This window comes from Sinorhizobium fredii USDA 205, from assembly GCF_001461695.1.
GTDB lineage: Bacteria > Pseudomonadota > Alphaproteobacteria > Rhizobiales > Rhizobiaceae > Sinorhizobium > Sinorhizobium fredii.
In genome coordinates this window covers 1-12,809 of sequence record NZ_AUTC01000147.1, presented here as the reverse complement: position 1 = coordinate 12,809, position 12,809 = coordinate 1, and the positions used below count along the sequence as shown (strand labels likewise).

Here is a 12,809-nt window from a genome sequence, read left to right as displayed (position 1 = left end):
GGCAGTCGAACTTCAGCACAGGGAACGCCGGGATTGACCCAGCATGACAATGTCGGACACGATGTCGAAACAGGCCTGATCGACGCCGACGCACAGGTTGAAAGCTTTCGGCAGACCCGGAACAACCGCCGCACCGAGCTCGTCGAGGACTACGTCGAACTTATCGCGGACCTGCTCGTGGACGGCGGCGAGGCCCGTCAGGTCGACATAGCCCAGCGCCTCGGCGTTGCCCAGCCCACCGTCGCCAAGATGCTGAAAAGGCTGATCTCCGAGGGATATATTCAGCAACGCCGTTATCGCGGCATCTTTCTTACCGACGCCGGACGAAGGCTTGCCGACCTCTGCCGCGAGCGGCATCAGATCGTCGAATCCTTCCTGTGCTCGATCGGCGTTTCGCCCGAAACCGCTCGCATCGACGCCGAGGGGATGGAGCATCATGCGAGCCCGGAGACCCTCGAAGCATTCAAGCGCTTCCTGGCCCGCACGGCATCGTCGCGGATCGCCGCCCAAGGGTGATCTGTCTCATAGAATCATGGTTCGGTCCGGCCTTCAGCGTTCCCAAAGCTCGCTTGTTACCGGGTTGGCTGCGTCTTGCCTGTCCCAGGCTTGAGCGGCGACACGCCAAGATCCGTCATCCTTGACGAGCAGCATCATTTCGACATTGCGGTTCGTCTCTGTGGCGTTTTCGACGTTTTCGCAAGCGATCACCGCAACCGCCACATTTCCGAAAACGTGTATCCTGCTTCCAAGAATCGTCTCCTCGAGGCTGTGCAACGTCTTTCCCACCAGCCCATTCATGCGCTCAATGAATTGCCCGGTCGTTTGTGACCGCAAGGGCCGGGCCGACGCATAAAGCGCCGCCTCGGGAAGGAAATCCTTCTCGAATGCTGCCCAGTCCGGCGTTTTCCCTTCCCGCCAGCTGATGCTTTTGAACTGGCGCGCAATAAGAGAGCGGATCACCTGAACGTCTTTGTCTCGATCGCTTTCCATCAAGGCCCTCCGGACCTGGCACAGCCGGCTCTGCTTGCCCTCAGGGGACTGGCGCCGGGGGCGTGATGCCCAGGTAGTAGTCGCCCTGGCCGCCGCCTTGGTACTCATGGGTATACCGCTCGCGGGCGCCGCCAAGCGTGCGCGCCGGCATCTGTTCGTAATAGAAGCGGCCCGTCGGCACCGGATCGACATAGATGACGCCCGGGGCCGGATCGACGTAGATGCTGCCGGTCGGGGCACGATCTACATAGTAGTAGCCGTCGGCGACTGCCGGTGCGGCTGATCCAGCAAGAGCGGATGAGAGGACAAATGCGACGAATGATGTTCCGAGGGATATTTTCATGGCATTGCTCCCGTTTCCGTACAGCATCCATGCACAGCACGGATGCCGTCCGGTAGGCGCCTTCGGGCGCCCGTGTCTCAGACACACCCCGCATATTATTCCCAAAACGCTCGCCATTTAAGGGAACAAGCAGAAACGAAGCTGTAGTTGCAGGAGTATCGCCTCACCTGGCCTGCGGGCGAGGGGAATGCTTTCCTGCTTGATGCATAATTCCTCATACAATGATCGATTTTAGGGTAAAATTAAACAGCGCATTTAAAGGACCGCAGCGTCCTTTGCGCGCCGTGTTCGACGCGTGGCGCTGTAGAGGAAAGGTGAAGCCGATGAAAAGGCTAGTAATCGCTACTCTGTCACTGGTGACGGCGCTGACGAGTGTTCCGCCGGCCGTGGCGTTTCCCACCGTGGTCGCGCCCAAGATCGAAGCACCGGAGGCGCAGCCAGTCCAGTACAGGCGGTATCGCGGCGGGTACTACCGCGGGGGCCATCACCACAATAACGGTGGCGACGATTGGGCCTGGGCACTGGGCGGGCTGGCAACCGGGGCAATTATCGGTGGGCTGCTGGCGCAGCCGCGCTATTATGGGCCCGGCTACTACGATCAGGGCTACTACGATCAGGGCTATTACGGCCACGGCTACTACGGCCCGACCTATTACCGTCCGCGCTACTACGCGCCGCGCTACTACCGCGAGGCCTATTATGGCGGCAATGCCCATACGCGCTGGTGCTATGGACGCTACCGCTCCTACAGGGCTTACGACAACACGTTCCAGCCCTATTACGGTCCGCGACGGGCGTGCGTCTCGCCGTATTATTGATCGCGGGTTTGGCAGCGCACCCGGCCCGGCGTCTTGCTGGGAAGCGGAGGCTATCGGCTTCTTCGGCTCACCGGAGCCGCTTAGGTGTGTTCGGTGTCCTGAAGGCTGTAGACGCAAATCCAAAAGTGCCTCAACGCCTCTGCAAGTCATTGAATTTGCTGGGATCGAATTTCGTCGGCGAACTGCTCATTTCCCAAAGTGAAGCCCGGGTTTTCCCAATTAGCAAGGCCCAAAAAATCGGGCGGAGCCCGATGAGGTGACAAGCTCTTTTACGTCGTCGCGGAGATAAAAATTTTCGCCCACTCGCCATTTCGGAATTTGTACCTTTAGGCCGAGATTTGGTGGATCGTGTTTTATTCGGCCGACCAGTTTTTTGGCAAATCCGGAAAGTTCACGCTCAGGCAAATATCGGTCCCAAAATCGCAGTGGAGGTGAAGGACGCGGCCGAGTACGGCCGCATCCGCTGTCTTGATTACTTTACCTGCGTGACTGTCAGCTTGCCGTTGACGCGCTCGGCGACGAACTCGATGTTCGCGCCTTCCTTGAGCTTCTCCAGCATTGCGTCGTCCTGGACGCGGAACACCATCGTCATCGCCGGCATCTCGAGGCTCTTCAGCTCCTCATGGATCAGCGTGACCTTCTTGGCCTTGGCGTCGACCTTCTTGACGGTGCCCTTGGTGAACTCAGTGGCGAGAGCGCCGTAGGCGGTCCCGACGGCTAGCGCGGAGGCGAGGGTGAGCTTGATGAGCGTTTTCATGTCGTTCTCCTTTCCAGTGATTACTTTCCGGCGACGGTGACGTCGCCATGCATGCCAGCGTCGTAGTGGCCGGGCACCAGGCAGGCGATCTTGAACGTGCCGCCATTGGTGAACTTCCAGATGATTTCGCCCGACTCTCCTGCGGCGAGGCGGATGGCATTCGGATCGTCATGTTCCATCTCGGGGAACTTCTCCATCACCGCCTTGTGCTCCATGACCTTGTCTTCCTGATCGAGTACGAACTCGTGGTCGAGTTCTCCGGCATTCTTGATCGCGAAGACGATGGTTTGGCCCTTGCGGACCTTGAAGGTCGACGGGGTGAAGAGCATTTTGCCGTCCTCCGTCTCCTTCATGGTGACGCGGATCGTCTGGGTGGCGTTGGCTTTCTTGCCGGGTTCGCCGACGGCCATCGCCTCGCCGTGACCGCCTACGTGATTGCCGGAAGCGAGCGCTGAGGTGGCGAGAGCGGCGACGAGAAGTCCGAAGATTGCAGCTTTCATTGTTTGGTCCTTTGGTTGATTGAACATCGGCATGCGGGATCAGCCGTGGTTCCCATGTTTCGGCGTGATCTGGGTCTTGGCGTCCTTGGCTTTGGTTGCGTCGGGGAGCTCGCCCGTCCACTCCCAGGCCTGCGTTCCGGGAGGGTTCTCGTACCAGCCGGGGTCGGCGTAATCGCCCGCCGAGATGCCTTCGCGCACCTTGACGACCGAGAACATTCCGCCCATTTCGATGGGGCCGTGCGGTCCCCAGCCGGTCATCATCGGGATGGTGTTCTCGGGAATTTCCATTTCCATCTCGCCCATGTCGGCCATGCCCTTGGTCCCCATCGGCATGTATTCCGGGCGAATCTTCTTGATCTTCTCGGCGACCGTCTTCTTGTCGACGCCGATGAAGGTCGGGATGTCGTGGCCCATGGCGTTCATCGTGTGGTGCGACTTGTGGCAGTGGATCGCCCAGTCGCCGACGTACTTGGCGTCGAACTCGTAGGCCCGCATCGCCCCGACCGGAATGTCGATGCTGACTTCCGGCCAGCGGGCCTCCGGCCGGACCCAGCCGCCGTCGGTGCAGGTGACTTCGAAGTCATAGCCGTGCATGTGGATCGGGTGGTTGGTCATCGTCAGGTTGCCCACCCTGACGCGCACGTGGTCGTTCTTGGAGACGACGAGCGGGCTGATGTCCGGAAACACCCGGCTGTTCCAGCACCACATGTTGAAGTCGGTCATCTCCATGATCTTCGGCACGTAGGAGCCAGGATCGATGTCATAGGCGTTGAGCAGGAACACGAAGTCCCGGTCGACCGGCATGAACTTCGTGTCCTTGGGATGGATGATGAACATTCCCATCATCCCCATCGCCATCTGCGCCATCTCGTCGGAATGCGGGTGGTACATGAAGGTACCCGACTTCACGAGGTCGAATTCGTAGACGAAGGTCTTGCCGACGGGGATATGCGGCTGCGTCAGGCCGCCGACGCCGTCCATGCCTGACGGGAGGATCATGCCGTGCCAGTGGATGGTCGTGTGCTCCGGCAGCTTGTTGGTGACGAAGATGCGCACCCGGTCGCCTTCGACCGCCTCGATCGTCGGACCCGGCGACTGGCCGTTGTAGCCCCAGAGATAGGCTGTCATGCCCTCCGCCATCTCGCGTTCGACCGGCTCGGCGACGAGATGGAATTCCTTGACGCCGTTGTTCATGCGGTAGGGCAGGGTCCAGCCGTTGAGCGTGACAACGGGGTTGTAGTCGGGACCGGAGGTCGGCTTGAGCGGCGGCTGCGTCTCGGCGGTCTCCATCACCGCGGCCTCGGGCAGCCCCATGTTTGAGGTCTTGGCCCAGGCGGCCGAGGACACGAGCGCCGCGCCTGCTCCCAGTATCTGTCTTCTGTTGAACATGTGCGTTTCCTTTCTCAGTGTCCGCCGCCGCCGCTTTCGGCGGCAGCCGCCACTTCGGTTTGGCCGGTGGCCGCTCCCGCGCCGCCCCCGTAGATCGCAGGCGCGAGGTTCGCCTCGGCGAGCCAGAAGTCGCGCTTGGCGTTGACCGCAAGCAGGATCGAATTGACCTTGTCGCGGCTGTCGGCGAGCAGTTCGAAGGTGTTGGTGATCATCGCGTTGTAGGTGAGGAGGGACTCTTCCTCGATCTTGGTGCGCAGCGGCACGACGCTGTTCCGGTAATGACGGGCGATGTCGTAGTTGGCGCGATAAGCCTGGTATGCCGAGCGTGCTTCCGACCGGACGTTAACGGCCTTCTCGGCAAGCAGGCTTGCCGCCCGCATATAGGCGAGCTCTGCCTTGCGCATCCGGGCCTTGCCGCTGTCGAAGATGGGGATGACGAACTCCAGTTCGGCCTGTCCGGTCGTCTCGATCTCGACCTTGCCGTCCTCCTTTTCCCGCTCGGTCTCGAAGCCCGCGAGGAGTTCGAGGTCGGTGACGTAGCGGGTCGCTTCCGTGAGGTTGTAGGACTTCGCCCTCGCTTCGAGCTCGAGCTTCGCGATCTGGAGGTCGACCCGCCGTTGCAGCGCCTCCGCCTCGATCAGGTCACGCCTCATCAGTCCCCTCGGCAAGGAAGGCAGGCGGTTCGGGACCTGGTAGTCGATGTCCGAACCCCAGAGGCCCATCAGCCGCGTCAGCTCTTCCTTCGCGAGCCTTGCCGTCAGCCGTGCCTTCGCCGTCTGTCCGGCGAGTTCCGCATAGAAGACGTGTTCGCGCGCCTGACCTTCCTTGGTCATCGCACCCGTCTCGCCGAGCTTCTGGGCAAGCTCGGAGGCCGCGTCGGCTGCAGCCTGGGCCTGATTGAGCTGGCCGACCGTTTCCCACGCCGCAACGGCGTTGATCCAGGCGCGGCGCGTGTCGGCCGCGAGCTGGAGCGTCCGCAGCGCCGCGTTCAACTGCGCCTGACGGAACCGCGTGTCGGCGATGGCGATGTCGCGTTCGCGCGTGGCGAGCGCCAGGATGTTCGAGGCGATCATCCCCTCGACGGTCTTGAAGGCTTCCAGTCCCGGCGTCCCTATCCCCGTGAGGCCGAGAGACACGGTTGGATTGACCAGCATGGTCGACTGCCAGGCGTCGGCGGCGGAATCACCGAGATCGGCGTAGGCGGCCTGCAGCCCCTTGTTGTTCAACAGCGCGACCTGGACCGCCGTCTCCACGTCGAGGGTCTTCTTCGCGATCAGCGTCTTCACGCGGTCGGAGACGACGCGTGCCTGCTGCTCGTTCTGAACCCAGACGGTCTGTTTTCCGGTCGCACCAGCGGTCTTCGCTTCGACAGAGGAAAACCCGGCGTTCTTCGCTGCGTACTCGCTCACCGAGACGCAACCGCCGAGGACCAGCGGCAGGGCGAGGGTCGCAGCCAGTTTCATCCTGCTTCCGATCATGACGCATCTCCTTCCGGAGCCTGCGCGTCGTTCTGGTTGCGCCACGGCTTGGGATCGACCGGGGCGCGGTGGGTGTAGCCCGAAACCGGGCTGCTATAGCGAAGGGGGCGAACTTCGGCCTGGGAGGCGGCCAGATCGCCCGGAGCAATGACATCGGGTGGCAATGTAGCTGCGCATCCGCTCGCAAGAAGCGGGAAGGTGGCCACCAAAAATATGGGCTTCATGGCGTATTCCGAATAGGAGATTGCATCGGCGCTGGAGCGGATCACGCTCGCAAACGCACGGATTCAACCCGCGAACGGGCGCGTCCTATTCAGATGTTCGGGGGGCGATGAAGGGGCGGCAGCTCGCCCAAGGGCCGGGCGTCATCAATGAATTCGCGGATAGAGGCCGTCTGCGGGCCGCCAACCGCGACGGTAGCGGTCACGATGGCCACGCCGACACAGAAGCTGCTGCAGCATTCCTGTTTGAGGTTTTTCTTGGCCGCATCGTCCTGCGAGGATGCGTGATCGCCATGCGAATGGTCGCCGCTGGCCTCGGCATGATGATCATCGGCCTGAACCTGATGATCGTGGGAGTGTACCATGTCCGAACCGGACAACGACCCATGCATCGCGGCGGAGGCGGTCGGCAAAGAGTATCCCGCCAGTGACATGACGGTCACCAGGCGGAGCAGAACCAGCATCTTTTGTAATGTGATTCGATACATCTTGCACATGTCCGAGGACTACCAGCAGCCCTGCAGTTGTCAATTGTCAGCTCGTATAACACGCGATTCGCGATCATTATGTGGCAGCATAGCGAGTTAATCCGAAGTCTAGTGAAAGTGTAATGCTTCCAACGATGGTAAGGTCAAGCGAGAAAATGGCCGAGCGCCAAAAGAAGCGGCAGGAGCGCCCTTTGTTCTCGTCCCTGAACCCGGGCGAGGTTGGATGACTGGCCTAACCGCGTATCTAGGATTGTTCCTTGTCGCGTTCGGCGCGGCCACTGTACTGCCTTTCCAGTCTGAACCCTTGCTCGTGGGCCTTCTTGCGTCAGGCAAATTCTCCACGACTTGGCTTCTCGTTGTTGCAAGCATCGGCAACGTCCTGGGAGCAGTCGTTAATTGGGAGCTTGGGCGATTCATCTACCGGTTTCACGACCGGTCTTGTGCGCCCCGTGAAACCGTCCTCGCTGGAAAGGGCTGCCGGATGGTATCGGCGCTTTGGTCGGTGGTCGCTGCTCCTGTCGTGGATGCCAATCCTCGGAGACGCACTGTCCGTACTTGCCGGGGTTTTGCGGAGCCCTGGTTGTCCTTCCTGCTGCTGGTCACAATCGGAAAGACGGCGCGATACATTGTCCTCGCCGCAGCAACGCTCGGGACGCAGGCGGCAATCGGAACCTGATCGCTGCAACGGCCTGGCCGAGACGAGTGTAGCAGGGACCGTTGCTGCACAACCTCTCTATTTCAACTGGAGCTGTCCAATCTCGCTTGGATGGAACCCATCTGCTCGATTTCCTAGCGCTGCCCTTCAGAGACTCTATTACAAAGATCGACCAGCTCCGCGTCCGTGAGATGCGCTTCGCGACACATCAGAATTGCTACGAGCGTTCCCCGTTCGGTCAAAGCGATAATAGATTGCTGCCCCTACATCACGCGCCCGCGATCGTCCAGACCATTCCGGCCAGAGCGCAGGCCAGAAGTGTCGCGATGATCGACGCACCGAGCCGGAAGATCGCCAAACCTGCAGCCAAGGTGAGAACCAGCGACGGCAGGACGAGGGAGCTGAGTACGGGCACGTCGAGGGTGAGCCGCCCCAGGTCGAAAGTCACCACCTCGGAAAACAGCGTGTGCAGGCCGAACCAGACGGCAAGGTTGAGGATCACCCCGACGACGGCGGCGGTAATCGCCGACATCGCGCCAGTCAGCGCCACGTTGTTACGCAGCCGTTCGATGAAGGGCGCTCCGAGGAAAATCCAGAGGAAACAGGGAACAAAGGTCACCCAGGTCGTCAGGATCGCCGCGAGCGTCGCCGCCGTCATCGGATTCAGCGATCCCGGATCGCGGTAGGCCCCCATGAAGCCGACGAACTGGACGACCATGATCAAAGGGCCAGGCGTCGTCTCGGCCATGCCGAGGCCGTCGAGCATCTCGCCGGGCTTCAGCCAGCCGTAGTGCTGGACGGCCTCCTGGGCGACATAGGCGAGCACTGCATAGGCTCCGCCGAAAGTGACCACCGCCATCTGGCTGAAGAACAGCCCGATCTGGGTGAAGACATGGTCGACACCGAGGAACGCTGTGAGCAGCGCCAACGGCACGAGCCAGAGCGCGAAGAACACCGCAGACACCCGCAGCGACCAGGAAAGGTTCGGACGGGCATGGGCCGGGGTCTCCTCTCCGAGCAGCGAATCCTCGTCCTTGAGGATCGGACCGCTTCCCGCCTTGTGGCCGCCGCCAACTCTAAATAGCGGCGAACCGGAACGCCCGCCGATATAGCCGAGGATGCCCGCCGCCAGGATGATCAGCGGGAAGGGGACGCGGAAGAAGAAGATGGCGATGAAGGCCGCCGCGGCGATGCCGATCATCAGTCGGTTCTTGAGTGCCCGGCCGCCGATCCGGAAGACGGCATGAACGACGACGGCGAGCACCGCCGCCTTCAGGCCGAAGAACAGCCCTTCGACGACGGTGACGTTGCCGAAGGCGGCGTAGATGTAGCTCAAGCCGAGGATGGAGAGGAAGCCCGGCAGCACGAACAACGTGCCGGCGACGAGGCCGCCGGCGGTGCGGTGCAGGAGCCAGCCGATATAGACGGCAAGCTGCTGCGCCTCGGGTCCGGGCAGCAGCATGCAGTAGTTCAAGGCATGCAGAAACCGGTGCTCGCCGATCCAGCGCTTCTCGTCGACGAGGATGCGGTGCATCACCGCGATCTGTCCGGCCGGGCCGCCGAAACTCAGGGCCGCGATCCTCGCCCAGACGCGGACGGCCTCGCCGAAGGGAATGCCGTGACCGTACTCTTGCCGCGCCGCATCCGGCGCGGCCCTGTTTGCAATCTCGGTCATTCACGAATCCTTCTTCGGCGACGGCCAGTTGTGCGTTTCGTCGGTAGCATCCCGGCACCAGCGGTAAAAGGCGTCGTAGAGCAGCATCCCGGCCTCCAGTTGCTCGAGGTCGTCGGCATACATGCGCGACAGGCCGAGCGATGCCGCCAAAAGACCGTGCGCTTGCGGAGAGAGATCGAGGCGGGAAGTGTCCGCGCTGCGGACGATCGTGGCAAGCCGCAGCAGCGGATCGGTCGAAAGACCGAATTCCTCCACCATGACGTCGAAGGTGCATAGCTCGCCACGATGGCTCCAGCGGATCGGGGCGTCTATGTCGAAGGGAGTCGCGGCGAACCGATCGCCGACCACCTCGACCTCGGACGGCGACACGAACAGGAAGACAGCTTGTGGGTCGACGAAACGGCGGATAAGCCACGGGCAGGCGATCCGGTCGATCTTCGGCCGTGCCCGCGTCACCCAGACGGTACGCCCGTTCGCATCCCGCTCCGGTATCGCTGAAGCGGGTACGGCCGGAAAGCCGCTCTCTGTCCAGGCTTCGAAGCCGCCTTCGAGCACGTCGGCGGCAATGCCATAGTGGCGCAGCCAGGCGGCAACACCGTAGCTGAGCTTCTTGCCGCGATGGCAGATCACGACTGCGGAATCCGAATCGAGTCTGGCAATCCACTCCTGCACGTTGCGATAATCGCGCCGCGTCGAGCCGGGTATCAGGCGCGGATCGGCGTCGAAATCCTCGTCGATCCGCACGTCGATGAGCGCCGGGCATTTGCGGGTGCCGATAAGGCGGGCAAGTTTCTCGGGGGAAATTTCAAGAAGTGACGACATATGACGCGTCCTCCGTGTGAGCGGTTGAGTGGACGCGATGCTTCGGCTGTCGCCTCGTGGGGTGATCGCAACCCCATGCGCGGTGTTTTCCGCTCTTTGTTCAGAACTGTCAAGCGGCTCGCCCCCAGGGATTGCAGAGACCTAATCTCCCTCAGGATATATCTCGCAATTGCGTTTGAAGAGATCGACGACACGGTTGGAGCGCAACTCCGAAATGGTCATCCGGCTAGTGGCAACCGACGCTCCATTTCGGCATCATGTCTCGGGCCGCCCAAAGAGGGCGATTCAAGCGACCAACAAACGAGAGGCCAGATCGGTGCTGCGGGTTCACCCGGCGACTTTCCTCTTCGCGGCGCGCGCCCTGCGCGACATTGGCGACGGCTTCGTGGCCGTGCTGTTGCCGGTCTATCTGCTCGCCCTCGGATTTACTCCCCTCGAGGTCGGTGTCATTGCGACCGCATCGCTGCTTGGCTCCGCGCTGCTGACGATATGTGTCGGCTTCCTCGGTGCCAGGCACGATCATCGCCAGCTTCTACTGGCTGGCGCGAGCTTGATGATCGCGACGGGTGTGGCCTTTGCCGTTGTCCACGACTACGCGCTGCTTCTGGTCATCGCCTTTGCCGGCACGATTAATCCCTCGGCCGGCAGTGTCAGCGTGTTCGTGCCGTTGGAGCACGCCGTGCTCACACGCGAAGTCTCGGCGCGAGAGCGAACCAGGATGTTCGCGCGCTACAGCCTCGTGGGCGCCTTCGCGGGAGCCATCGGCGGACTCGCTGCAGCGGTACCCGACCTTTTGGCCCCGGTTGGCCTCGACCGGCTTGGCGGCATCAGGGCCATGTTCGTCCTTTACGCGCTTCTGGGGCTGCTCGGCGGCTTGCTCTACGCCTGCATCCCACGCCGCCCGGCGCTGGATGCGGGCGCAACGCCTGCGCTCGGCCCGTCGCGCCACATCGTTTTCAAGCTGGCCGCCCTGTTCAGTCTCGATGCCTTCGCCGGCGGCTTCGTCGTCCAATCACTGCTCGCCCTTTGGCTTTTCGAGCGATTTGGCCTGTCGCTTTCGGAGGCAGGTGTTTTCTTCTTCTGGTCTGGCGTGCTGTCGGCGCTCTCGTTCCCTGTGGCCGCATGGCTATCGCGACGCATCGGACTCATCAACACGATGGTGTTCACACACATCCCGTCCAGCTTCGCCCTGATGCTGGCGGCGCTTGCGCCCACATTACCCCTCGCGCTTTTCTTTCTGCTTGTCCGGGCCGCACTGTCGCAGATGGACGTGCCGACCCGCTCGTCCTACGTGATGGCCGTCGTCACCGAGGCGGAGCGGGCAGCCGCTGCCAGCTTCACGTCGGTGCCGCGCAGTCTTGCCGCCTCGGCCAGTCCTGCCCTGGCGGGCGCTCTCTTCGCCGCCTCGTCCCGAGCATGGCCGTTGCTCATCTGCGGTGCGTTGAAGATTGTCTACGATCTGCTGTTGCTGATGCAGTTCCGGCGTTTGAAACCGCCGGAGGAATGCTGACGCAATCCTTCAACGGACGAAAATCTCTCGCATCGCGATGATCACCAGGATCAGACCGGTGAGGCCCTCGACAAGTTTCGATATTTTGGCCAGCAGGGCGTGCCGGGTCGCCAGCAGTTTCTCGGATCCGTGTGCGGAAGAGAACGGTCGCAAGTGCCACGCTGGAGAGAGTAAGCGCCACTCCCGTCATCATGACGAGCGCGAACATGATCCCGGTCTCGGGCACGCCGCGCGACATGGCGAAGATCATGACGAACAGCGTCAATGGGCAGGGGATCAGCCCGGCCATGAAGCCGACGGCGACACCTTCCCCTTCGCCGTGCACATGCGGCGGGCGGAAGCAGGCACTCCACAGCATCCACGCTCCCATGAGGCAGAGCAGTCCGCGGCTCAGGTCCTCGAGCAACGGAGCCGAACCGGCGCTCCCGAGCATGACCGATACCAGAGGCAGCGAGAACAGGGCGATGACCACGGCCATCGTCACATGCGTGGCGGACAGCGCCAAGGAAACCATCAGCCCGCGCCCGATGCCCGCCGACGCTCCGGTCAGGTAGGTGGCCAGCACGGCCTTGCTGTGGTCGGGCGTCATCGCATGCACCGCGCCAAAGACGATCCCCATCGGCAGGAAGGCGAAGAAAGCCGTCCAGCCGCCGCCGTTCGCAAAGGTTTTGATATGTTCGGCGAAGGCGAGATAGATGTCCCGCTGGGTGTCTACGATTGCTTGCAGCAACGCCTATGCCCAGTTCAAAGTGCGGCCGATGTGGCGATTCAAACCAGATTCAGGAACCGCGCCAACGACTCGCGGGCCGGCGTAAACGGCGAGACCGGTCATTTATGATCCGTGGCTCAAGCCCTCGATGCCATTCGGGATGGTGGCTCTCGATGACATAGGCTGTGCCGATGGCCATTGCTGACGCGCTCAGCACCGACGAGGTGCGGGTGATCTTCGGCGAGTGCCATGTGGACGTGCTCGATCTCGTCTGGATCATCCGCTGGCCAGAACCACATCGCCGTTGGAAAATTTATGTGAGCTTCTACAGTTTCACAAGGCATCGCGCGTCTCGATCTGCGCGAACAAGTTCCATAATTAAGCTTATGCGATTTTGATATGTAGGGGGGTGGGTTCAAGGATGAAGTGCGACTTGCGATAGATACCAATGGGT

Annotated in this window: 13 protein-coding genes and 2 pseudogenes; 4 read left to right on the top strand and 11 right to left on the bottom strand. The window is 61.8% G+C overall.

Going from position 1 to position 12,809, the window contains the following annotated elements; translation table 11 throughout:
- The first annotated feature begins 33 nt into the window (after nt 1-33).
- Nucleotides 34-516 (top strand): manganese-binding transcriptional regulator MntR, encoded by a 483-nt coding sequence (mntR, locus tag N181_RS20080; RefSeq protein WP_037398443.1) that lies wholly within the window; start codon nt 34-36, stop codon nt 514-516.
- A 33-nt stretch (nt 517-549) separates the two neighbouring features.
- Here the strand turns inward: mntR and N181_RS20075 are convergent, their stop codons facing one another.
- Both N181_RS20075 and N181_RS20070 read right to left on the bottom strand, forming a co-directional pair.
- Nucleotides 550-990: a nuclear transport factor 2 family protein gene (locus tag N181_RS20075; protein WP_037436397.1), complete on the bottom strand. Its 441-nt coding sequence runs from the start codon at nt 988-990 to the stop codon at nt 550-552.
- A 40-nt stretch (nt 991-1,030) separates the two neighbouring features.
- Nucleotides 1,031-1,333 (bottom strand): hypothetical protein, encoded by a 303-nt coding sequence (locus N181_RS20070; RefSeq protein WP_037398449.1) that lies wholly within the window; start codon nt 1,331-1,333, stop codon nt 1,031-1,033.
- A gap of 323 nt (nt 1,334-1,656) precedes the next feature.
- On the opposite strand from N181_RS20070, the gene N181_RS20065 reads away from it, so the two are divergent.
- Complete coding sequence (locus N181_RS20065; RefSeq protein ID WP_037398450.1) at nt 1,657-2,151, top strand: BA14K family protein; 495 nt, start codon at nt 1,657-1,659, stop codon at nt 2,149-2,151.
- Nucleotides 2,152-2,623: 472 nt separating this feature from the next.
- Here the strand turns inward: N181_RS20065 and N181_RS20060 are convergent, their stop codons facing one another.
- The 6 genes from N181_RS20060 to N181_RS20035 form a co-directional block, all read right to left on the bottom strand.
- Nucleotides 2,624-2,908 carry a copper-binding protein gene (locus N181_RS20060; RefSeq protein WP_037398453.1) on the bottom strand — a complete coding sequence of 95 codons (285 nt, stop codon included), beginning with the start codon at nt 2,906-2,908 and terminating at the stop codon, nt 2,624-2,626.
- Between the two features lie 20 nt (nt 2,909-2,928).
- Nucleotides 2,929-3,408, bottom strand: coding sequence for a cupredoxin domain-containing protein (locus N181_RS20055; protein WP_037398456.1), 480 nt, complete (start codon nt 3,406-3,408; stop codon nt 2,929-2,931).
- A gap of 39 nt (nt 3,409-3,447) precedes the next feature.
- Nucleotides 3,448-4,797, bottom strand: a complete 1,350-nt coding sequence (locus N181_RS20050; RefSeq protein WP_037434387.1) for a multicopper oxidase family protein — start codon at nt 4,795-4,797, stop codon at nt 3,448-3,450.
- Between the two features lie 14 nt (nt 4,798-4,811).
- Entirely contained in the window at nt 4,812-6,275 is a 1,464-nt protein-coding gene (locus tag N181_RS20045) for a TolC family protein (RefSeq protein WP_060563769.1), read from the bottom strand.
- Nucleotides 6,272-6,499, bottom strand: a complete 228-nt coding sequence (locus N181_RS20040; RefSeq protein WP_050984108.1) for a hypothetical protein — start codon at nt 6,497-6,499, stop codon at nt 6,272-6,274. Before N181_RS20040 ends, N181_RS20045 begins: the two co-directional genes overlap by 4 nt.
- An 89-nt stretch (nt 6,500-6,588) precedes the next feature.
- Nucleotides 6,589-6,984: a hypothetical protein gene (locus N181_RS20035; RefSeq protein WP_037434380.1), complete on the bottom strand. Its 396-nt coding sequence runs from the start codon at nt 6,982-6,984 to the stop codon at nt 6,589-6,591.
- A 223-nt stretch (nt 6,985-7,207) separates the two neighbouring features.
- Here N181_RS20035 and N181_RS34865 point away from each other — a divergent pair.
- Nucleotides 7,208-7,660, top strand: a pseudogene (locus tag N181_RS34865) (YqaA family protein).
- Nucleotides 7,661-7,907: 247 nt separating this feature from the next.
- Here the strand turns inward: N181_RS34865 and chrA are convergent.
- The gene (chrA, locus tag N181_RS20025) at nt 7,908-9,314 is read right to left on the bottom strand and encodes a chromate efflux transporter (RefSeq protein ID WP_037398498.1); all 1,407 of its coding nucleotides are present in this window, start codon (nt 9,312-9,314) and stop codon (nt 7,908-7,910) included.
- Nucleotides 9,315-10,136 (bottom strand): chromate resistance protein ChrB domain-containing protein, encoded by an 822-nt coding sequence (locus N181_RS20020; RefSeq protein ID WP_037434377.1) that lies wholly within the window; start codon nt 10,134-10,136, stop codon nt 9,315-9,317.
- Nucleotides 10,137-10,452: 316 nt separating this feature from the next.
- Here N181_RS20020 and N181_RS20015 point away from each other — a divergent pair, with 316 nt between their 5' ends.
- Entirely contained in the window at nt 10,453-11,646 is a 1,194-nt protein-coding gene (locus N181_RS20015) for an MFS transporter (RefSeq protein WP_037434379.1), read from the top strand.
- Nucleotides 11,647-11,655: 9 nt separating this feature from the next.
- Here N181_RS20015 and N181_RS20010 read toward each other — a convergent pair.
- Nucleotides 11,656-12,376: pseudogene (locus N181_RS20010) on the bottom strand (HoxN/HupN/NixA family nickel/cobalt transporter).
- Nucleotides 12,377-12,809 lie beyond the last annotated feature (433 nt).

Excerpts from the sequence above, each read along its gene's own strand:
- N181_RS20050 (WP_037434387.1), bottom strand. The coding sequence starts at position 4,797 with ATGTTCAACAGAAGACAGATACTGGGAGCAGGCGCGGCGCTCGTGTCC.
- chrA (WP_037398498.1), bottom strand. The coding sequence starts at position 9,314 with ATGACCGAGATTGCAAACAGGGCCGCGCCGGATGCGGCGCGGCAAGAG.
- N181_RS20040 (WP_050984108.1), bottom strand. The coding sequence starts at position 6,499 with ATGAAGCCCATATTTTTGGTGGCCACCTTCCCGCTTCTTGCGAGCGGA.
- N181_RS20060 (WP_037398453.1), bottom strand. The coding sequence starts at position 2,908 with ATGAAAACGCTCATCAAGCTCACCCTCGCCTCCGCGCTAGCCGTCGGG.
- N181_RS20075 (WP_037436397.1), bottom strand. The coding sequence starts at position 990 with ATGGAAAGCGATCGAGACAAAGACGTTCAGGTGATCCGCTCTCTTATT.
- N181_RS20055 (WP_037398456.1), bottom strand. The coding sequence starts at position 3,408 with ATGAAAGCTGCAATCTTCGGACTTCTCGTCGCCGCTCTCGCCACCTCA.
- N181_RS20020 (WP_037434377.1), bottom strand. The coding sequence starts at position 10,136 with ATGTCGTCACTTCTTGAAATTTCCCCCGAGAAACTTGCCCGCCTTATC.
- N181_RS20065 (WP_037398450.1), top strand. The coding sequence starts at position 1,657 with ATGAAAAGGCTAGTAATCGCTACTCTGTCACTGGTGACGGCGCTGACG.
- N181_RS20035 (WP_037434380.1), bottom strand. The coding sequence starts at position 6,984 with ATGTATCGAATCACATTACAAAAGATGCTGGTTCTGCTCCGCCTGGTG.
- N181_RS20070 (WP_037398449.1), bottom strand. The coding sequence starts at position 1,333 with ATGAAAATATCCCTCGGAACATCATTCGTCGCATTTGTCCTCTCATCC.
- N181_RS20045 (WP_060563769.1), bottom strand. The coding sequence starts at position 6,275 with ATGATCGGAAGCAGGATGAAACTGGCTGCGACCCTCGCCCTGCCGCTG.